This window comes from Lyngbya aestuarii BL J, from assembly GCF_000478195.2.
GTDB classification, from domain to species: Bacteria; Cyanobacteriota; Cyanobacteriia; order Cyanobacteriales; family Microcoleaceae; genus Capilliphycus; species Capilliphycus aestuarii.
Genome location: NZ_AUZM01000001.1, coordinates 59,071 through 80,742, shown reverse-complemented (window position 1 = coordinate 80,742; position 21,672 = coordinate 59,071). Strand labels below are relative to the sequence as shown.

Here is a 21,672-nt window from a genome sequence, read left to right as displayed (position 1 = left end):
AGAAAACGATAATCTACACTCTCAAGAATAAATTGTTTTTTGGTTTTATGTCTGGCCTGTATGGGGAAATAAATTTCCCCGAGAGATCGAAAAATAGATCACAGATTAACACAATTTTTCAGCCTTATAGGTGTGAGGTTAAGACGGTTTCTACTGGGGAAAGTTCGACATCTGTTTTCTCCTCTATTTGGGTATCAAGTTTGGCACTTCTCAGGGCGATATATTCGGCGAGTTGGGCTTCTATTTGTTCTCGAACAGCCTGACGATATTCTAGGAAATGTTCGTTGTGGGCGCAAATGGTGAGATAATGTTCCCAGACACCGGGATTGTGTTTGAGAATGCCGAATAAATGATGCCAAAATTTCCATCGGGTCTGACGTTTAAAGCCCTGTCGCCAAAAGACAATAGCGATGGCTTTTAAATCGGATAATTCGGGAGTTTTAAAAGGGGCTTTGCAAGGAGAAGGAGCGAGTTTCAAGAAACAGCGATAAACCCGATCTAAGTAGCGTTCAGGTTCGTAGAGTGTCCAAAATGTTGTGATAAATTCTTGAGCAATTTCTTCAATGGGACGAGTCGGAATAAAGTTGATTAATGTCGTTTGATTGATATCTTGTTTGGAGTCAATCAGTAAACGATTTTCGGTTTCTAAACGATTCCATAATGCGGTATTGGGTAACGCTTGTAGCATCCCAAACATAGCAGTGGGAATTGCAGCTTGTTCAACAAACTGAATTACGCGCTCACCTGCGCCTTGTTTCTCGCCATCAAACCCGATAATAAATCCAGCCATCGGTCGCAATCCTACCCGCATGACTTTATCGATAGAATCGCTGAGAGAACTGCGAGTATTTTGAAACTTTTTCGTGAGTTTTAAGCTGTCTTCGTCGGGGGTTTCAATTCCCAAAAATACGGCATCAAAGTTACATTGAAGCATCAAATCCATTAATTCTTCATCTGCGGCTAAATCAATAGATGCTTCGGTATTAAATCGGAATGGATATCTATGCTCTGCTTGCCAAACTTTGAGTTCTTTTAACAACAATTTTACATTGCGTTTGTTGCCAATAAAATTATCATCAACCATAAATATTCCCCGACGCCAACCGAGTTTGTAGAGGCAATCTAATTCTTGTAAAAGTTGACTGGGTAATTTGGTTCGGGGTTTACGACCGTAGAGAGTAATAATGTCACAAAACTCACATTGAAACGGACATCCTCGCGAAAACTGCACTGACATCGAATCATAAGCACTGAGGTCTAATAAGTCATAACGAGGAATGGGGGTTAACGTAATATTGGGTTTTTCTTCGGATCGAAATACTCCCGAAGTTTCGCCTCGTTGTAAAGCCTCTAAAAATAGAGGAAGCGTCATTTCTCCCTCATCTAAAATGAGAAAATCAGCCCCAGCATCTAAAGCATCTTGAGGAACAGAGGTGGGATAAGGGCCGCCAACAGCAACTAATTTACCCCGTTGTTTTGCCGCTTTGACTTGATAGATTAAATCACTTTTATGAACGATCATTGCTGAGATAATGACCAGATCTGCGCTTTCCCATTCAGCCTCAGTCACTTCTCGAACATTGCGATCAACCAACGTAAAATTCCAATCTTGAGGTAAGATTGCGGCAACTGTAATCAGTCCCAGAGGAGGCAATAAAACCTTGCGGTTCACTAACTCCAGAATTTTGTCATAAGACCAAAATGTTTTTGGAAATACGGGATAAATTAGTAAAACTTTCATTGATCTTGAAGCCTCCCACAATCCACACTAATATGGAATGATAATCTTAACGTTTGATGATCCAAAAAGGGTTGGGGTCAAACCAGAAATCGAAGTCAATTTAATAAAAACAGGACAGAATATATTCCCTGTCCTGAAATTTAATCAAATTAGGAATTGGGTTAAAATTGAGATTTTAAAGCTCAATAATCATTGGAGTAGCGACCCCGTTGACGATTTCCCCCCCCAAAAGAACCCTTATTTTCTCGGGGTTTGGCTTTATTGACCTTCAGGTCGCGGCCCATCCATTCAGCCCCATCTAAAGCTTCGATAGCAGCATCTTCTTCGGACTCTGCTCCCATTTCCACGAATGCAAAACCCCGAGGGCGTCCTGTTTCCCGGTCAGTAGGAATGCTCACGCGCTGTACAGCACCATATTCGGCAAATACTGATTTCAAGTCTTCCTCTGTAACCTCATAAGCGAGATTACCAACGTAAATAGACATACATGAGCTCCAAAGTCATACTGAAAATGTAGAGAGATTTCGGATGTCAAGCTCTGTTTAATCAAACAGAACAACAGATTTGCACTGAAAGCAGAAGCGAGAACCTATGCCTAATCTCGAAAGCTATTGTAACACGGGCAGTTCAGCGATGGGATAACGGGCAAGTTTGGACAAGATCAGTTTCATCCCAAATTTTGAGGATCAAAATGGATAAAAGAAAGATTAAGATATCACTTCAGTACCCCTATCATCGTGCAGGTCTATGAATTTAACTCAAAAACTACCTCGTTGGTTTTACCTGGCTTTAGCTTTTCCGTTGTTATTTATCAATGCTTGGTTTATTTTACTGTTGTTTAACTATCTACAGCCTGTTCCCAGCATTTTATTAACTGCAAGTCTGATTGCCTTTTTACTCGAATATCCAATTGTTTTTTTAGAACAGCGAGGCGTACCGCGAGGATTTGCAATTACAGGAGTGATTCTGCTGGCTCTTGTATTTTTGGGATTTTTAGTCTTTGTTTTAAGTCCTTTGGTATTTCAACAATTGATTGAATTTGTGAATCGTTTACCCGCTTGGATAGAAGAAGGACGAAAACAGTTGGATACTCTTGATGAACAGACGGTACTTCAATATTTACCGATGGATCTGAGTGATTTGACTGCTCAGATTAGTAGTCAACTTTCTCGAACTTTAAAATCTCTGACGGCTGAAATTATTGACTTAACCTTAAACACGATTAATAGTGCTTTGAATTTGATTGTTACGGTTGTACTCACAATTCTTTTAGTTCTCAATGGTGAGAAACTCTGGGATGGACTAATAAGCTGGCTACCGAGAGAGTGGGGCAATCAAATACAGCTTATAATTCAACAAAGTTTTCGCGGTTATTACTCTGGACAAGCGATTTTAGCGTTGATTCTTAGTATTGCGTTATCCTTCGCGTTCTTGATTTTTAAAATTCCCTTCTGGTTACTATTTGGCTTTGGAATTGGTTCATTAAGTTTAATTCCTTTTGGGGGAACTTTTGCTGTTTTAGTCATTAGTACCTTATTGTCATTACATAATGTTTTTTTGGGGCTGAAGGTTTTAGCCATTGCTTTGATTATTGGTCAAATTAATGAGAATGTGATCGCCCCTCGGTTAATTGGCGGAATTACGGGACTCAATCCGGCTTTAGTGATTGTTTCTCTATTAACCGGTGTCAAAGTTGCCGGGGTTTTGGGTTTACTATTAGCGGTTCCTACTGCGAGTTTAGTGAAGAAAATTGCAGATAATATTCGGGGTTTAGAAGAAATTGAACAATCAAGTTCAGTAGAAAAGGCTGAATCGTTTTAGCCTATTTTTGGGAAATCAAGAATAACTTTACCTTCTTATAGTCGGATCAGAAATGGATCAAATGCTCGAGCTAAATTCTAGTAAAAATCAATGATGTAGAGAAGTTAATCTCTCTAAAGTATAGGAATGAAGTTCACTTTAAACGCGGTTTTATGGCGGGATAACGACTCAAATCGTTGAGATTATCACTGGCAAAAATGGGCGAAAATCAAGGGTAATAGAGATTTTCAGGTTCAACTTGAAGGGGGATCTTGAAGATTATTTGGGTCTGGGATCATTTTTCCCTCAATTTTCTGGGGTGACTCAACCAGTGAACTCGGAGGTGAGTGGGTTGTCAAAACCTTCTCAGCAAGTTGAAAATGCCCATTCAAAAAAGAGAGAATTGACGATAGGATATTCATAATATCTCAATCTTCTTGTCGCCAGATCGGGAGGATGCACTAAGTTGTCGCAAAACGTTGAATCTTTCTACCGTCTGCTAGATAGAGATTGAGATGATGAGTTAGTGCAGTGATCAATTTCCGAAAAGGGCTGATCGGTTCATCACTCACCGGATGACTCAGAGCGGTATAGCGCAGAGGTGTTTCCAAACTGCATCAGCTTCAAAGGCTGACATCTAGAGATTAAATACAGTCTAGAAACCGAGAGGAGGTCAGTGAAGCTCAAAATTTGAACTCGCTTTGTAATTCTTTTGTTGCAGGAAACCTTAAGTTATGCCTGATTTTCAAGGTCGGGGTGTTATAGCATCTTATTCACACCAGAACCGCCAAACATCTACCTCAATGAGTTTAAATAGAAATGCTGTGTTTATGGGTGTCTTGTCGAGATATTGGAAGATGTTCCGAATTCATCCAGCTAGTGAAAAGGTTGGATATCAAACTGATGGGATTACATTAGCACATGAATTTTTGGAACAACTACTGCTCAAATCCGATCATTCACCTTCGTGTAAAGAGTCTTTTGAAACCCTACTTTTGAGTTATTTAAAAGCTCAAAATGCACAAATAGACTTGCAAACTCGTGCTTTAGCTGGGCTTTGCCTACGTTGTGCCGTTTCTGAACCGATTTTGAGAGCTTGTCAAAGAATTGAGCGTTTATTTGGAGGAGGACACAGTTTTAAGTACCGAGATTTATTACCTTTTGTTCTCAATGATGATGGTCAGCATTTGATTATCCTTGATGACAATCAAAAAACTCAATTTATTTTTCAAGAGGATGGGAGTCTTAAGCCTAATACTTTTCCATTTTTTTCGGTGGAAATCTTACAAAGTTTTCAGGCCGATCACCCCACCAAAATGAGTTTGAAAAATTGGGTTTATTTTAAAACGAAACAACATCCAGATATTAAGAAGTTTTTATCTGATTATGGATTTAAAAAAATTAGTGATTGGGCGTTGTTAAATCGAACTCGTTCTAAACAACTTGAACCCCTTTCAACTCGCGATCGCCTGTTAGTAGAAGCTTTTCATCAGGTTTATCGTCGCGATCGCCGTCAACAATCAAAAGGAGCCAAAAAATGTCCTGATCCATCTTCTGAGCAACTGCAAGAAATATTAAGTAGACTCCAAAAACATGAGGTAATAATTAGTAGTGAAGAACAACTGTTTAAAGATCTCAAGCAAGTTGCAAAACAACTCAGACAATATGAAGTTTGGAGTAACCGAGAATGTTTAGAGGTCTATAACAAAGACAAAAATCAGTATGAAATTCGCTCTGATCTTCAACAAGAGTATAAACCCAAAATTGAAATTGAACACCAAGAAATTGTGGAGTTTTTACATCAAAAACTGAGGGCAATTTTAAGCCAAGCTATTCAAAAAGAAGTTCAGCACAAGATTCAACAACTCAAAAAAAGTCGAAAATATGCTGAGAAAGCTTCTCAATTTATTCCGGGCTTACAACTGTATTATAATCAAGGAATGTCCCTTAAAGAAATTGCTCCTGTATTGGGAATGACAAGTTGGGATCAAACCCGAAGAATTTTAAATCCGGGTGAACTTTTAAGTAAAATTCGCACGATGACAGTTCAAAATCTTTTGGAAGAAGTCTTAAAAAAAGCTCAAGAAATGGGTTTGACTTCAATTCCGCCAAAACCGGATTATTTAAACACAATCATACAAGCAATTGAAGCTTTTGCAGATCAGGAGGTTTTTCAGAATGCTTCTGAAGAAATGAGAACTGGAAAAAACCGTTCTTTCAAGAGTATTTACGCTGAATATTTACGTGCTTATCTTAGTCAACTTATCTAGCTAATTGGAGTTTGTCATGTTTACAAATCAAAACCCCACAAAAGATTTAAAATTCACTGTCTCAGAAGTTATCACGCTAGAATGTGAGGATTTTGAACAGGCGATGGTTTTAAGTAATCCGATCATTGAGGAAGAAAAGCAATGGCAAACTTACTTAAATGCTTTAGCATTATTAGGTTTAGAACGATGGTTTACAGAACGCTTGTCTCCTGGAAAAATTCATCATAATCTTGATTCTAGCCAAGAAGAAATTGGTCATTTTCAGTTTGGAAAATTCAAGATTGGTATTATTGCTGTTGAACACGTACTCAATGAATTTATTTCTTTCCCTCAAGAGATTTTTTTGAAACCCAAACACTTGGCTGATTTTTATATTGTTGCTGAAGTGATGGAAGAAGAAGAAGAAATGCTGTTTAGAGGTTCAATTTCTCAGGAAAAACTTTTAAGATTTACTGATAATTATCGCTTCAAATCATCAGAAATAGATTATTTAATTCCGTTAGATGAATTTGATATTGAACCGAATCATTTGTTGTTTTACTGTAACTTTCTACAGCCCAATATCCAGCCTAATATTTTACGGAATAATTGTGCCAAAATTTCTGATTGGTTTCAGAATATTTTTGAGTCGGCTTGGCAACCCCTCGAAGCTTTAGTTTCTCCTGAACTAAATTTGGCTTTGGGAACTCGTTGTGTCTCTGAAGAAATTAGTTGTGTCTCCGAAGAAATTAAACGGGGAAAGCTGATTAACTTGGGGATGCAGTTAAATAGTCGCCGCTTTATAATGTTAGTAACAGTCACTCCAGAACCAGATGAAAAACGACGGATTTTGGTGCAACTTCACCCGACTGGAAAAGATGAATATTTGCCACCTTCTGTGCAATTGACTTTGCAATCAAAAGCAGGTAAAATCTTTCAAGAAGTAACTTCCCGCAGCCACGACAACTATATCCAACTATATCCTTTTAAAGGAAAATCTGGAAAAAAATTTACTATTGAGGTCAGTTGGAATGATACCCGAATTAGAGAAGAATTTGAAATCTGAACTCAGCCAAGTGGTTGTGTTGTCGTTGGGGATGGGTAGTTTACACGTCGGTTTTCCAAGTATTTGTGTACAAATTCGCAATCAAACATCTTCTGTTTTAGCACAATTTGTCGCCAGTTTACCGCCAGAACCCGCCTTAATTGAACTCTATCAAAGCTGGAAAATTGTTTATCAAAGTCTGTGCCAGCGTCATGCTTTACTTTCTCTAAGCGATGAAGAAGACGATGATGATGATGATTTTGAAATTGAACTTGGAGGGGTGACAAATGTTTCCCAAGTCAGTTTTGAAGACTTAAATCATCAATTTCAAGTCCAACTCAATTCTTGGCTGAAATCCGAATCTTTTTCTCACCTCGAAAAACAGCTTCGTTCTCATCTAGACTCTACTCAAGAAATTCGAGTCATTCTTGAAACACCAGACGAAATTTTACGACGCCTTCCGTGGCAAAATTGGGAATTTTTTCAGGATTATCCCCTCGCAGAACTCGCCCTGAGTCAACCGGAATATCGCATTCCTGCATCTTCTCAAGCTAACTCTACAAAAACTGCCGTTAGAATCTTAGCTGTTTTTGGAAATAGTCGAGGAATTGACTTAACAACTGAGCGGAAAATGTTGCAAAATTTAAGCGATGCAGAACCGCAGTTTTTAATCAATCCCACTCGTCAAGAATTTGAAACACATCTCGCAGATAGTCAGGGTTGGGATATTCTATTTTTTGCAGGTCATAGTCAAACCAAAAGCCACAGATTACTCCGCCGTACAACGACGGAGCCTGCTGTGACCGTTGGCCAAACCGGGCGCATTTATCTCAACGACCATCCTACAGATAATAACCTCACTTTAGAAGAACTTTCAACTACTCTCCAGCAAGCCATTTTTAATGGATTAAAACTAGCAATTTTCAATTCCTGCGACGGTTTAGGACTCGCTAAAGCGTTGGAACATTTGCATATTCCGACTGTAATTGTCATGCGCGAACCCGTACCCAATTATGTCGCCCAGGAATTTTTAAGGCATTTTTTAGAAACCTTTGCCATTCAACGACTCTCTTTTTATCGTTCAGTTCAACAAGCCCGTTTTCAACTCCAAACTCTCGAAAATGAATTTCCCGGCGCCTCGGGTTTACCGATTATTTGTCAAAATCCCTCCGTTGAAGCTCCGACTTGGTTACAATTAGGGGGAAGTCCACCTTGTCCTTATCGGGGTTTGTTTGCCTTTAGTGAAGAAGATGCAGACTTATTTTTTGGGCGAGAAACCTTTACTGAAACCTTAGTTTCTGCGGTTAAAAATAATCCTTTAGTTGCTGTAATTGGGGCGAGTGGAAGTGGAAAATCAAGCGTAGTATTTGCAGGATTAGTGCCTCAACTTCGTCAAGATATCACTCAACAATGGCAAATTATTTCTATCCGTCCGGGTCAAAATCCAATTGAAGCTTTAGCCGTTGCATTAGTTCAGGCAATTCACTGGAAACCCCAAGAAAATACAACTCAAAATCAACCCTATCATCATCGTTTACTCGAACTCGAATTAGCCGTTGAACTCAAGCAAGATAAACACGCTTTAGCAGAAATTATCTATCGCTATCTTCAAAACTTTCTGCATCGAAGAATTGCCTTAATTATTGATCAATTTGAAGAACTTTATACGCAAACCAGCGACGCGGAACGTCAAGCTTTTTTAGACGCAATCTTAACCGCCATCAGTCTCGTTCCTCGCTTCTCGCTGATTTTAACATTACGAGCTGATTTTTATAGTTATGCTTTATCTTATCGGCCTTTGAGTGATGCTTTGCAAGGTTCAGTTTATAACCTCGGCCCAATGAGTCGGGAAGAATTACAAACCGTTATCGAAAAGCCTGCTGATAAAATGCAGGTTAAACTCGAAACAGGACTCACCGAAAAACTAATTGCAGCAACCTTAGAACCCGGACGTTTACCCTTATTAGAATTTGCTTTAACAGAACTGTGGCCGAAGCAACAACAAGGCTGGCTAACCCATCAAGCCTATGAAGAAATTGGAGGCGTAGAAAAAGCCCTCGCTCGACACGCAGAAGAAGTCTATAATCAACTCAATTTCAGCGATAAACTCAGAACACAACGAGTCTTTTTACAGTTAGTTCAACCCGGAGAAGGAACCGATTTTAGTCGTCGAATTGCTACGGGTGATGAAATTAATCCCGAAAACTGGGATATTGTTACTCATCTCGCTTCTGCCCGTTTAGTAGTAACAAACCGCAATGAAATTACCGCAGAAGAAACTATCGAAATTGTTCACGAAGCGCTGATTAAAAATTGGAAACGACTGGAACAATGGATAAAATTGGATGGAGACTTTCGCTCCTGGCAAGAACAGTTACGCACCTTATTTCATCAATGGGAAAAAAGCGATTATGATGCAGGTGCTTTGTTACGGGGAAGACTACTAGCCGAGGCTGAACATTGGCAACAGCAACGTCCTCAAGAATTAAGTTCAAGCGATCAATATTTTATTGAAAAAAGTATCGCTTTGCGGAATACGGAAACTCAGCAAAAAAAGCGACGCCGACAATTCACCCTTTCTGGACTGAGTGGAGGTTTGTTTTTAGCGGTGAGTTTAGCAACAGTTGCAGTCGGACAATGGCAAAATTCACTGACGAATGAAATCAGAGCAATTACTCAATATTCTCAATCCTTATTTACTTCAAATCATCAGTTAGATGCGTTAGTTGAAGCCCTACGCGCCCAGCAAAAATTACAACAAGTCACGGGAAAAAATCCCACTCTAAAAAATAGAGTAAAACAAGTTCTAAATCAATCCCTTTATGGTGTAGTAGAATCTAACCGTTTAGTCGGACATCAAGATTGGGTTTGGCAAGTTGCCATCAGTCCAGATGGTCAAACTATTACGTCAGCGAGTTCCGATAAAACGGTGAATTTGTGGAATATTGACGGGAGTTTACACACCACTTTAAAAGATCATCAACTCGAAGTTTATGCGGTTGCTTTTAGCCCCGATGGTCAAACTATTGCTTCAGCCAGTCGAGACAAAACCGTTAAATTGTGGAATATTGATGGCAGTTTACGAACCACAATAAACGCCCATGATGCAGAAGTTTATGCGGTTGCTTTTAGCCCCGATGGTCAAATTATTGCTTCAGCCAGTCGAGACAAAACCGTTAAATTGTGGAATATTGACGGCAGCTTAATTAGTGTTTTAAAAGGTCATCAAGGCCCCGTTCGAGGGGTTGCTTTCAGTCCCGATGGTCAAACTTTAGCATCCGCCAGTGAAGATAACAGCCTCAAACTTTGGACGATTAAGACACTCAAAAACCCAATTTTACAAACGACTCTCAACAGCCATCGGGCGGGAGTCTGTGGAGTTGCCTTCAGCCCCGACGGTCAAACTATTGCCTCCGCGAGTTTTGATGGTACTGTCAAACTCTGGAACCGCGATGGCAGCTTGCAAAATACCCTGATAGGGCATAATGATCAAGTGTATGCCGTGGCGTTCAGTCCCGATGGTCAGACCTTAGCTTCAACCAGTGGCGACCAAACGATTAAACTCTGGAACCGCGACGGCAGCTTGCAAAAAACCCTGATAGGGCATGACAATGAAGTTTGGAAAGTAGCGTTTAGTCCCGATGGTCACACTCTGGTTTCGGCCAGTGGCGACAAAACCGTGAGACTCTGGAGACTTCACAACAGCCTGCTAACGCGGTGGAACGTTTCTGATGATGAGGTTTGGGGCGTTACCTGGAGTCAGGATAGCCGGACAATTGCCACCGCCAGTCGTGACAAAACAGTGAAACTCTGGAACCCAGACGGCAGCTTACGTTCAACCTTGAAAGGTCATACTGCTGAGGTGAGTGGGGTCGCATTGAGTCCCGATGGTCAAACCCTGGCTTCGGCGAGTTGGGATAGAACGATTAAACTCTGGAATGCTGACGGAACGCTACGCACGACTTTAACAGACCATCAAGACTTGGTTTACGCGGTTGCCTTCAGTCCCGATAGTCAAATGATGGTTTCCGCGAGTTCCGATAAAACGGTGAAATTGTGGAAACTGTCCCCAAAGAATCCCCCGATTGTCTTAAAAACTCTCAACGGTTTTGACACAGAGGTTTGGGATGTCGTTTTGAGTCCCGATGGTCAAACGATAGCAGCCTCAAGTCGGGGGGGAATCGTTAAACTTTGGGATGTTAACGGTGTTTTGTTAGCCACGTTGGAGGCCCATCAAGGGGGAATGAAGACTGTGGCGTTTAGTCCCGATGGTCAAATGTTAGCAACAGGGAGTGAAGACCACACGGTTAAACTTTGGACATTGCAGGCCAATCAACCCCCGATGCTAATTCACACCTTGAATAGCCACGATGGTGAAGTTTTGGGTATCGCGTTTAGTCCCGATGGTCAAACCCTAGCGTCCGCGAGTCAAGATGGAACCGTGAAACTTTGGGACAATCAAGGGGTCTTGCTTTCCACTCTCAACGGTCACAATGGCCCGGTTCGGAAAGTGGCGTTTAGTCCTGATGGTCAAACGTTGGCGACCGCCAGTGAAGATCAAAGTGTGATTCTGTGGAATATCCCCCAAGTTTTGGATCAAGATCAACTGTTACATCAAGGATGTACTTGGGTACAAAATTATTTGCAACATTATCCTCAGATGAGTGAAAGCGATCGCTCTATTTGTGATGCTTTTAATTTGACAACCGATTAAGATTTAGACACCAGAACTCGAATTAAAGATTGTTATCACCAGGGGGAAATTTTATTTAAGCAACTTTATCCCAGAGATTGGTTATATGAAATCCGGTTAATCAGTGACTAAGCGTTGAGGTCAAAATAATCATCAAAAATTTTCTTTGGCATAATCATAAAGTTTTAAATCATATTCACAAATGTTTTCTATTTTTTTGATGACTGACGCTTCAATTTCAGGTTGGGAAACTGGATTTTTATTCATGTGCGGAATCTTAACAGTTAAATTGAATTTATCTTGTAAATCATTTCTGAACCGATCTAAATCATCTAAAAAAGAAATCAAAGATAATTTTGATAAGTTTTCTTTAGCCGCCTCTAATCTTGTTGACAAATCAGTGCTATCGTCTCGGGAAAAATTGCCAAAGTAGTTAATATAATTTTGTCCTCTAAACTTTCCCCTTTCGGTGTCAATAAAATCCTCTAAACTCTCGCTAACCCGGGCGTGATCTTCCGGTTTGTACGCATCATAAAAATACTGAGAGATCTATCGTTTTACCGGATTTCTTAAAATAGTAATCCAAGCATATTGATCGCGATAAGCTTCCCAAATATCTTCGTTAAAATGAAAATGACCGGAAATATATTTTGTTCCTTTAGCCATCTCGTAAATCAAAAGGGATTCTCGGAGTTGAAATTTATCAATTTTACCGTGAATTTTCCCGTTTTGAGTCACAGCTTTAACCGCATTACTGGTTAGTATGGGGTGAACTTGGTAACTATTTTTTTTTCCATAAACCATTCTCAGAGAGCGATCAACTGATGTCCCTCCTGTTTTAGGAACGTGCATAAAAATAATCTTGGGCTTGGGAGAACTAAAAATATTTTGGACTTGAACTTTTAAACTTTCAACTCTCATAAATCCATACCTTTTTAGAGATCAAACTGATTAGAGATGGTCGCTTTGTTGGCTTGCGGTATTGACTAAAGTTGTCGGGAAGTCACTGGCTGAAGCTACTTCAGTCTTATGCTTGCTCGGGGAATGAGACTTTGTTATCTCAAGCAAATGTTGACCAAGACGACGGGCGAGAGCTAAAATAGTAAAAGTAGGTGAATAGGAAGGCCCCGTTGGGAAGACGGCAGAACTCGCGACATACAGATTATCCGTGCCAAACACCCGACAATTAACATCAACCACTCCCTCTTCAGGACAGCTACCCATGCGCGTTGTTCCCATTTGGTGGGCGGCGTCGGTCATATTATCGATACAGGGCGAATCATCCCCAAACTCAAAGGTGCCAATACCAACCTCAGCAAAACGTTGGGTCAACAATTCCAAGGTTTTCTTCATGGAACGATGATCATGCTCAGTAAAGCACCAGTCAACCTCTAATTTTCGTTGACCAAGGGCATCCAGTTCAGTACCGAGCTTAAGACGGCTATCTTTTTGGGGAAGTTGCTCCGTCACAAACTTGACTTGATATGCAGCCACCACTCCGTTATTATCCTTGCAAATCGGCCGACGTTGAATGATTCGTTTGAGTCGGTCTGTTAGTTTTTCATAGATTGGCTTAATATATAAAACGTGTTCGAGAAGCTTGTGTTGACGCTGAGTCTCATCATCTAAAGCAAAACAGATACAAAACCGAGGTTTAGGGGCATATTGCAACTCAGGGGCATATTGTCGAGTTAGATGACCAGGCAAGAGGAAGCCAGTATGATGTTTCGGGTGATCGGTGTAGAAACGACCCACAAGATCATGAGCATTACCGATACCATTGGGGATTTGACGGTCAGATGCCAATAACAGACGTGCTGCTTCAAACGCCCCAGTCGCCAGAACAATGGTATCACCCTCAACCAAGATTTCTCGACCTTCGAGAGAGCGACAAACCACCGCAGTCACTCGCTGGCCTGAAGGATCGAGTTTTAACTCCGTTGCTGTCGCACCTTGAATCACTTGTAGATTCGGCGATCGACGCATTTCTTCCCCAAAACGGATTGCTGTGCGGGTGGGGGTTTTCTCCCAATAAAAACTGCTCATTTTCAAGCCATAGGCCGCAATTTTGGCTCGAAGTTCCAAGATTTCAGGGCGTACCGCTTCGGCTTCTAAATCACCAAATCCATAATCTTTGGCAGCAGAACGATAATGTTCTAGGAGATCGGTAAAGTCTATCGGCCAATCACTGTTGGGTATCCAATCTCTTCCGTCGAAGTCAGAAGGCTGTAGATATTTCCATTTCCCGGTCCAGACGTTACTGGTTCCCCCAAACTGACGTACCCGACTGACTCCCCGTAGCTCAGGAGGTAAGTATCGATGATAATATGTATTCGGATTTAACTCGCGGTGGCGTTTCCCCAGAAAGATTACATCGTTTAAGGCTTGAATCTCGGGATCAAAGCGATCGCGTCCACTTTCGAGTAATATTACATCCCGGCCATGACGGGCGAGATGGGTTGACACTTCAGCCCCCGCAATGCCGGAGCCAAGAACAATTACTTGACCTTTTAATGTCGTTTGCTCATCAATTTCTAAAATGTCGCGAATCATGTAAGCTCCTATATAAATATTGTTGACTTGGACAAAAGATAATTAAGAAGAAGTTGAAGCCGTTAAAAATAGCCCTTCTACCTTCTTGATAGTTGAGAAAAAGCAGACCAAGCGCTCATAAAAAAGGTGTGAGCGGGATGAAGTTTCAAAGCCCAGAGGTAATGAGTAAAAGCGGCTTTATTCTGCCCCATTTCAGAGGAGGTGACGGCGTGTTTGTAGACAAACTCAGCAAACATTTTAGGATGCTTTCTAAAGACATCCTGATGTTTTTTAATCAAACGATAAAAGCTTTCTTGTCGTAGCTGTTGATTGCCTGAGACTCGCTCTGTGCTATGAGAGAGGAGATGATAAGTTACGCTCGGTAAACCTATTAGAGTACATTGGGGATTTAGTCGTAAAAAGAATTCCGAATGAACACGGGAGCGAAAGGTTTCATCCCATCCCCCAATTTTCAATACCAGATCCCGCTCCACAACTAGGGTTTGTTTGGTGTGAAAAGAACGCCCGGGTTCTGGGGTTTCTAAAAAGAAATGGCTTCCTTTCGGAGAAAGAGCGGGGGGAATGCGCGTGGCGATCGCTTTACCCGTCTCATCTACTTTTTGAAGTCCTGAAATGACTGCAACAGGGGGATTGGCGGTTGTTTTTTCCAATATTGACAGAGAAATTTCTACCATGTTAGGTAGTAAATAATCATCGTCATCTAAGTAAGTCACCCAGCGTCCTAAAGCGGCTTTAGTTCCCACATTTCGCGCCCCCGCTCCGCCCACGTTCTTTTCTAAAAAAATAACTCGCAATCTGGGATCGTCTGGGAGATATGCACGTTCTTGTGAAGCATCATCGACCACAATCACTTCTAAATTTTGGTAGGTTTGATTCAGCGCACTCTGAACCGCTCTCGGTAATAAATGAGGTCGATTATGGGTTGGAATAATAATACTGATTGGGGGATGACTCATAACTTTACCTCCCATAAATTCGTTGTTAAGCGCATAGTTTTAATGGATTGGCTTTGTATGATTTACCTTGATTTTATAACCCTTTTATTTTATCACCAAAAAACTTTCAATGCAAAGAGATTTGAACTCTGTTCAGACAAAATCAATTGTTTTCAACGGGAAGCGGAGAAGGATGAACTTTTGATTTGGAATTTATGCGTTCCCAGAAAAAACCCAAAACATTGGCAACTTGGGAGACAAAAAACAGCATAGAAAGGATTAATCTCGGTTGATGATGTCCGGGTTGGAAAAAGGGATAACTCAGCAATTTAAAGTAGAAGGATAAGGGTTCAACTTTGATTTCTCCCACCCCTCTTTTAGCCCGTAATTGATGAAAGTGAAAAGCCCCTCGACCGTAGTTAAAATGTTGTCGCCAAAAGCTTTTTAATGTTAAATTGTGAGCATGATAAATTTCGGCATCGGGGACGGCTGCCATTGAATAACCTTGATACAACCAGCGATCGCAAAATTCCCGATCTTCCCCGGCAGCGAGGGGGAATGTTGTATCAAACCGCCCGACTTGATGAAAACTATCTGTAGAAAGGGCAAAGTTATTAGACGCAAAAAAGCTGGCTTGTTCGCGGTCAGCGTTGTAATATTCGTACAGATAATCTATCAGTAATTGACTGGCGGTTGAATACAAATTATCCGTTCCGATCTGTTGAGGGTTTTGCCTCCTAATAAGCTTTTGGGAGTCCGGGTAAATTGAGTTTCTAAACTGTTTAACCAATTGGGTTTCGGTTGACAGTCATCATCGGTAAAAACAATGAATTTTCCTCGGGCTTTAGCCGCCCCCGTATTGCGTGCAGAAGCCGGCCCTGCATTGGCTTGAGTGATGAAAGTGATCTCAATTTGTTGATGAAAAGGAGTGACAATGGGTTCTAAAGACATCGAACTTCCATCATCAATAATAATCACTTCAAAGCGATCGCGGGGATAGTCGAGGTTGCTGATAGATTGAAGACAATTTTTCAGTCTATCCGGGCGGTTATAGGTCGGAATAACAATGGAGAAAAAAGGCTGATTCATCATTTTTACCTGAGTTTTTTTGTTCTGGATTTTAGTTGTCTAAAGGGGTTTCAATTTCTCTGGCGGTGTAGATGTAGAACACATTTTCATAGGGTTCTATGGTTGGTTCAACAAAACGCTTCAATTCAGTAATTTTAATGTCGTCCGGGAAAACCGAATCTGATTCCAGTTCATAAGTTAAAACCAGTAAAGTTTCATTGGGATTATCCCGAATGAATCCTTCTATTGTTTTGATTTTTTCCATCTTAGTTTCGCTCGTCCAAAAACTACCAAATTCACCCAGATCTGGATAATAAATGGGTTGCTTGAGATAGCCGGATAAAACGGCCGCTTGTCTGTATCGTTGACCGACTATGGTTAACTGGTCGAGATTGTTATCTTGAATATATTGAGCCGTTTCTCGACCGACAGAAAAAGGATAAAACAAATCTACAGTGTAAGCATGAAAACCTCCGAGTAAATGAACCGAAAGAATTACCGTTAAAAATTGACTTCTGAATTGACTTGGTGCTTGCTGTTTTGAAGTTAATTTTCGCCGATTCAATAACTCTTTTTCAAGCAGCCACAGACAGGCTATTAACAATATAAACAGATGGCCTCTGTGCCGCATAACCCCTTGAAAAATTAGGTAGTTAAACGCAAAAATACTACCCGTTCCAAATAGATAAATTGTCAGCAGTAGCCGTTTTTGATATAATATTTTGATACTAATTGCTAGAAGAATTAAAGAAGCTAATCCGGCAATAATTGCACCCAATGGTATACCCGCAACCGAGGGAAAATTTGTATTGTGAACCAGTATGTTAGTATTCCAAAACTCATTGTCGAGGTGAAAGGGAATCGGTACATAACTTCTCCAAATATCTGTAACAGCCGTACCCAAACGCTCAATTTCTTGCAATAAACTCGGGCTAGATTGAATCTGTTCGGCCGAAGATTGGATAGGACGAATTACTTTTTCTTGGGAAATTAAAGGGCGGATAATTTGTAAAAAGGAAATCGCCCAACCCGAAGTTAAAATCAAGAAACTAATTAAGAGTTTTTTTCGGTTGAGTTGATTGGCTTTTAACTTAAAATAAAACTCGTCAATTAAAGTTAATGAGAATGCAAAACTGAGAATGAAAGCAAAAGCATTGGCATTAGCCATCAGTGCTAATAACGTCGCCAGTAATATGGGTTTAACCTTTGATTTTGAATAGATGACGCAAAATAGAATAATAAATAAAACACCTAAATTGTAGTTTCTGCTGATAATTGTATATTCATAAAAAAAGTAATATCCAAAACTGAGTAAAAATTTCTGTAAAGGAGAAAAAGGAGAAAATTTGACAATTAAACTAACAATTACAACGGATACAGATAAATGAAAAATCTGCATGATTAAAGGATTTTGGGTGATTCGGCTTAACCCATATAAACAGAGATGCCATAAACCCGGATGTCCTTCAGACCGCATATTGTGAAAAAGTTCCATTAGGGATGCACTATCTCTAGCCAATAACCAAGCTTGAAATTCATCCCGCCAAATTTCGTGGTGAAGGATACCCACCAAGCCGAAAAAAATAAAAGCAACGATTATGCTATTTTCGATTAAAGCTTGGTTTTTAGAGAAGCTGAAGTCTATTTTGAACGGTAAATTTAGTTGTGACATAAGCGGTAATTTTTAGGATTAAATTCAAGCTATGATTTTATACTTAACGATTTGAAAACTTTTTTTTGGAAGATTTTAGCATTTCTAAAATTTGAAGTAAATCTTCAAAAATCGGAGGGTATAAGAATTTAATAGACAATCCATATATTATTATACCGATTGCCGTACCGATTAGGATTAATAGCTTTTCATCAAGTAAATCGATTAGAAAATATTTATAAATTAAAATTCCTACGACCATAATAACCGAACAAATAATCGGACTGATAAATTGCTGTAAATACTTCCTTGCGGGAACATGAATTAATTTGCCAATTGTCCATTGACTAACCGGAAAAGCCAAATAGCTACTCACAACATAAGCGAGAGCGACTGCAACAATTCCCCATTGTACCGCCAACAAACAAGCGATTAGATTGAGTACCGCATTGAGCAAACTTAATCGCAGTTTCCACGAAGGTTTACCCATCGCCATAAATACAGAACCATTAAAGTAAGAAATCGCATTTAGAATTCCCGCAAAAGCCAGAATTTGCATGATGGGAACTGAAGGTAGCCATTGCTCTCCAAATAGTGTAAAAACCAATTCTCGGGTGAAAATAATCATTCCTAAAAAGGTGGGAAAAGCAATTAAACTGGTGAATAGGGTAACTTTATAAAATGCTTGTCGGAAGCGTTCAGGTTCGGTTTGTAATCGAGAAAACGTGGGTAAGGCGACCTGCTTTGTTGTGCTGACGAGGAGTTGACTCATCACCTCTAAAACCCGAAAAGCTATCAGATAATATCCTAAAGCCACCTCTCCTAAAAAGTAACCAATGAGTAAATTATCCGTGCGTTTGTTGCAAAAAGCTAGGAACTTTAAAGCCAGGATATTCAAGCCAAAATTTAAAAAACCTTGCAAATGTTGGAAAGAAAATCTGAGTTTGGGTCGCCAGTCAATTGCACCCCAAATGATAAAGACTTCTACCGCTTCATAAATAAATTGCTGACTAACCAGACTCCAAACCCCAAACCCAGATAAAGCCATGACAATCCCTGCAATTCCGCCGATAATAATACCGATAATTGTCCGAAGCGCCATGACTTGAAACGCAAACGTTCGGGTTAAAATAGCTTTATGAACATGACTCAGAGACTTAATGAAAAACAAAAACGAGAAGCATTGAATGATGGGGATAAGCTTGGGTTGATCAAATATTTCTGCAACCAACCCAGAGCATAAAAAACTAATAATTGTCAGCAACAACCCACTCAATACATGAGTCCAAAAAGCTGTGTCTAGTTCTTCTGGCTCAATTTCCTCGCGTTGAATTAAGGCTTGGGAAAATCCTTGCTCCAGAAAGATTTGCATGAACGCAAAAAAAACATTAGCTAGACCAATTAAACCGAAGGCTTCTGGAGTCAGCAAGCGAGCTAGTATTAAGAATACAACCAGCGAACCTGCCTGACTGCCCCAGTTTTGGATGACAGACCAAACAACACCTTGAATTGCCTTCTGTTTGATGCTCATGGCTAAGTTTTAGGATCTTCCATCCCAATAATACCTTAATCGGTTTAAGGGTTCGTTGACATTGATTGATGAAGTTTACGTTGCTGATGTGCATGGCGGCTCGTCAAGAAGCGATTAATAAATACATGGTCAATTTTACCGATAATTCTGGCTAAAAGATCACTGCCCATACCCCAAGTTAAACGCAAAGCTAAGGGAACAATAATAGTGCCGTATCGACGCCACCCTACCTTTTTATATTTGCTTTTGAAATATTCATCCTCTGCCAAATTCCACTTATCTCTTAAACGGTGCAAACTTGCTAATTGCCAAGCATCACTCCACCGCAACATATAGTAATGTAAATCACTCCACTCTAAAGGAGGGCCTGGTACATAAGTTACTATACAATTGGGTTCAAAATAGACTTTTCCTCTGGCTTGACGAACCAACATACAAAAGTCTAAATGTTCTTTTGTATTGAGCATGGCTTCGTCTAGAAAACCAATTTCATCAAAGATTGAACGACGAACTAAAACACAATGAAACTCAGCTAATTCGGTTTCTTGGCGTTGTAAGCGATCGCGAACTTTACTCACTTTTTGACCTTGCAAACACATTTTTTCCCGAAACCGTCGCCGACCCGTTTTATCAACCCAAATATGAGAGTCTCCGCCAGCACAGTGAACAATTTCATGCAAGGGTCTTTCTTGGCACATGAGAGGGCCGACAACTGTCGCATCTGTTTCTTCGGCGCATTCTATTAACTGAGTTAACCAACCGGGTGTGACAACAACATCGTTATCAATGAAGACTAAATATTTTGTATGAACTTCAGCTAAACCTATATTTCTTGCTTGGTTGGGAGATAGATAATAATCGGTTCGTAGGATTTTAAAGCCTTTCGCTTCAGCTTTTTCTTGCAAGTAAGCTCGAATATGTTTGGGAGAATTTCCATCAATATAGACTAATTTAAACGGTATCTTTGTGTGTTCATAGATGCTGTCTAAGGACTCACGCGCACAGCTAAACCGTTCGCGAGGAACAGCAATGATTGTAACTTGGGGTTCAGTTTTTGTTGATAAGTTTTCCATTTTGATAACCTCTGTAAAATGATTAAAGTGATGATTGAGTTATACTCTTAACTGACGGTGGAATCTGAACATTTAAGTTCTTATTCTGCCAACCCGATGTAAAACTTTTTCGGTATAGTTCGACTAAAATATCATTCAGTTTGTTGAGATCGTAGTGTTCTTCAACATAGGTTCGTCCAGCTTTTCCCATCTCTAGCCATAATTGCGAATTCTTCACCAGAATACCGAGTTTTTCAGCTAGAGTATCTACATCTCGTTCAGGAACTAAGAAACCTGTAACTCCATCTTCTACTAACTCTGGAATTCCTCCATGATAGGTACTAATTACAGGTAAACCCATCGCCATCGCTTCTTTTAAAACATTGACGGGAGCATCTTGATTTCCATCGGATGCGGTCACGCTGGGAGCCATAAAAATATGGGATTGATTGAGGACTTCGATAATTTCATCTTCATTTTTCCAACCCAACAAATGAATAAATTTGCTGGCGTTTAATTCGTCAATTAATTTTTGTAGGCTTTCCCTTAAAAGGCCATCCCCGATAATATTATACTCTAAATTTGGGTTGACTAAAGCTTGTTTGGCTACGGCTCGAATACTGTATTCAATTCCTTTTTTTTCTACTAACCGACCTGTGGTAACAATCCGAATTTTTCCATCGACAGGATAGGAACGAGGAGTAAAAGGAAATCGACGACAATCTAGACCGGAACGATGTACAAATACTTTACTTTCATCACACCCTAGCTCTACAACTCGACGTTTAAAGAATTCGCAATTCGCTAAAAATAAGTTACCTGTCTTGAATAATTTCTGATAAATATTTTTGCCTTTTTCTTGGACAAATCGACTAATATCATCTCCTCGAAAGGTCGTGATTAATTGAGCATTCGGAGCGTTAATTGTCCGAAAGGACATTCCTCGATAACTTTGAGTTCCAAATTGACAGTGAATGATGTCATAGTGGCGATCAAATTTAGGAATAATCGTGAAAAGCAACCACAGAGAAAGGGCTTGCTGACCGTATTTGAAAAAATTTAAAGCATCGAGAAAACGCCCAGGCTCTTGATAGCCTTGAGTGAGTAGTAATCCGATTCCTTTCCAAATTCTCAGGAGAATATTGTCGGGAACTTGAGGAAAATAATAAGTGCGATCCAAGAGATGGTATTTAGCGATCGCCGGATGAACTTTGCTCGTATCACCGGGAGAACTGGCGTAAATATCAACCTGATGACCTCGTTCAATTAAACCCGTAATTTGATTGAGAATAAAGGTTTCTGACAATTGGGGAAAATGACCAACAATAAATGCAATTTTCATCGTTATTAACCG

At 40.1% G+C, this 21,672-nt stretch carries 17 protein-coding genes; 4 read left to right on the top strand and 13 right to left on the bottom strand.

The window, feature by feature from the left end:
* Window positions 1–124 precede the first annotated feature (124 nt).
* Both M595_RS00300 and rbp read right to left on the bottom strand, forming a co-directional pair.
* Complete coding sequence (locus M595_RS00300; RefSeq protein WP_023063876.1) at window positions 125–1,741, bottom strand: B12-binding domain-containing radical SAM protein; 1,617 nt, start codon at window positions 1,739–1,741, stop codon at window positions 125–127.
* A gap of 182 nt (window positions 1,742–1,923) precedes the next feature.
* Window positions 1,924–2,226 (bottom strand): RNA-binding regulator, encoded by a 303-nt coding sequence (gene rbp / locus M595_RS00295; RefSeq protein ID WP_009784900.1) that lies wholly within the window; start codon window positions 2,224–2,226, stop codon window positions 1,924–1,926.
* A 262-nt stretch (window positions 2,227–2,488) separates the two neighbouring features.
* Here rbp and M595_RS00290 point away from each other — a divergent pair, with 262 nt between their 5' ends.
* Window positions 2,489–3,562, top strand: coding sequence for an AI-2E family transporter (locus M595_RS00290; protein WP_023063901.1), 1,074 nt, complete (start codon window positions 2,489–2,491; stop codon window positions 3,560–3,562).
* Between the two features lie 440 nt (window positions 3,563–4,002).
* On the opposite strand, the gene M595_RS30915 is transcribed toward M595_RS00290, so the two are convergent.
* Entirely contained in the window at window positions 4,003–4,152 is a 150-nt protein-coding gene (locus M595_RS30915; RefSeq protein WP_023063938.1) for a hypothetical protein, read from the bottom strand.
* A gap of 123 nt (window positions 4,153–4,275) precedes the next feature.
* On the opposite strand from M595_RS30915, the gene M595_RS00285 reads away from it, so the two are divergent.
* From M595_RS00285 to M595_RS00275, 3 genes are read left to right on the top strand one after another with little or no spacing between them, the layout of a single operon-like run.
* Window positions 4,276–5,811 carry a hypothetical protein gene (locus tag M595_RS00285; protein WP_083492747.1) on the top strand — a complete coding sequence of 512 codons (1,536 nt, stop codon included), beginning with the start codon at window positions 4,276–4,278 and terminating at the stop codon, window positions 5,809–5,811.
* Window positions 5,812–5,827: 16 nt separating this feature from the next.
* Window positions 5,828–6,856 carry a DUF1822 family protein gene (locus tag M595_RS00280; RefSeq protein WP_023064003.1) on the top strand — a complete coding sequence of 343 codons (1,029 nt, stop codon included), beginning with the start codon at window positions 5,828–5,830 and terminating at the stop codon, window positions 6,854–6,856.
* Complete coding sequence (locus M595_RS00275; RefSeq protein WP_023064013.1) at window positions 6,822–11,549, top strand: nSTAND1 domain-containing NTPase; 4,728 nt, start codon at window positions 6,822–6,824, stop codon at window positions 11,547–11,549. Before M595_RS00280 ends, M595_RS00275 begins: the two co-directional genes overlap by 35 nt.
* Window positions 11,550–11,681: 132 nt before the next feature.
* Here the strand turns inward: M595_RS00275 and M595_RS29955 are convergent, their stop codons facing one another.
* From M595_RS29955 to M595_RS00230, 10 genes are all read right to left on the bottom strand, one after another.
* Window positions 11,682–11,924, bottom strand: a complete 243-nt coding sequence (locus M595_RS29955) for a hypothetical protein (RefSeq protein ID WP_052001670.1) — start codon at window positions 11,922–11,924, stop codon at window positions 11,682–11,684.
* A 153-nt stretch (window positions 11,925–12,077) separates the two neighbouring features.
* A complete protein-coding gene (locus tag M595_RS29950; RefSeq protein WP_023064049.1) occupies window positions 12,078–12,449 on the bottom strand; it encodes a sulfotransferase family 2 domain-containing protein in 372 nt (123 codons plus the stop codon).
* Between the two features lie 30 nt (window positions 12,450–12,479).
* Window positions 12,480–14,081: a GMC oxidoreductase gene (locus M595_RS00260; protein WP_023063921.1), complete on the bottom strand. Its 1,602-nt coding sequence runs from the start codon at window positions 14,079–14,081 to the stop codon at window positions 12,480–12,482.
* Window positions 14,082–14,158: 77 nt separating this feature from the next.
* Window positions 14,159–15,037 carry a glycosyltransferase family 2 protein gene (locus M595_RS00255; RefSeq protein ID WP_023063870.1) on the bottom strand — a complete coding sequence of 293 codons (879 nt, stop codon included), beginning with the start codon at window positions 15,035–15,037 and terminating at the stop codon, window positions 14,159–14,161.
* A 142-nt stretch (window positions 15,038–15,179) separates the two neighbouring features.
* Window positions 15,180–15,719 (bottom strand): glycosyltransferase family 2 protein, encoded by a 540-nt coding sequence (locus tag M595_RS32015; protein ID WP_023063986.1) that lies wholly within the window; start codon window positions 15,717–15,719, stop codon window positions 15,180–15,182.
* Entirely contained in the window at window positions 15,692–16,108 is a 417-nt protein-coding gene (locus M595_RS32010; protein ID WP_238986994.1) for a glycosyltransferase family 2 protein, read from the bottom strand. Before M595_RS32010 ends, M595_RS32015 begins: the two co-directional genes overlap by 28 nt.
* Before the next feature lie 28 nt (window positions 16,109–16,136).
* Window positions 16,137–17,756 (bottom strand): hypothetical protein, encoded by a 1,620-nt coding sequence (locus M595_RS00245; protein ID WP_023063935.1) that lies wholly within the window; start codon window positions 17,754–17,756, stop codon window positions 16,137–16,139.
* A 43-nt stretch (window positions 17,757–17,799) separates the two neighbouring features.
* On the bottom strand, window positions 17,800–19,266 hold the full coding sequence (locus M595_RS00240) for a lipopolysaccharide biosynthesis protein (RefSeq protein WP_023064022.1): 1,467 nt from the start codon (window positions 19,264–19,266) through the stop codon (window positions 17,800–17,802).
* Window positions 19,267–19,310: 44 nt separating this feature from the next.
* A complete protein-coding gene (locus tag M595_RS00235) occupies window positions 19,311–20,339 on the bottom strand; it encodes a glycosyltransferase family 2 protein (protein ID WP_023063900.1) in 1,029 nt (342 codons plus the stop codon).
* Window positions 20,340–20,361: 22 nt separating this feature from the next.
* Window positions 20,362–21,660, bottom strand: coding sequence for a glycosyltransferase (locus M595_RS00230; protein ID WP_023064039.1), 1,299 nt, complete (start codon window positions 21,658–21,660; stop codon window positions 20,362–20,364).
* Window positions 21,661–21,672 lie beyond the last annotated feature (12 nt).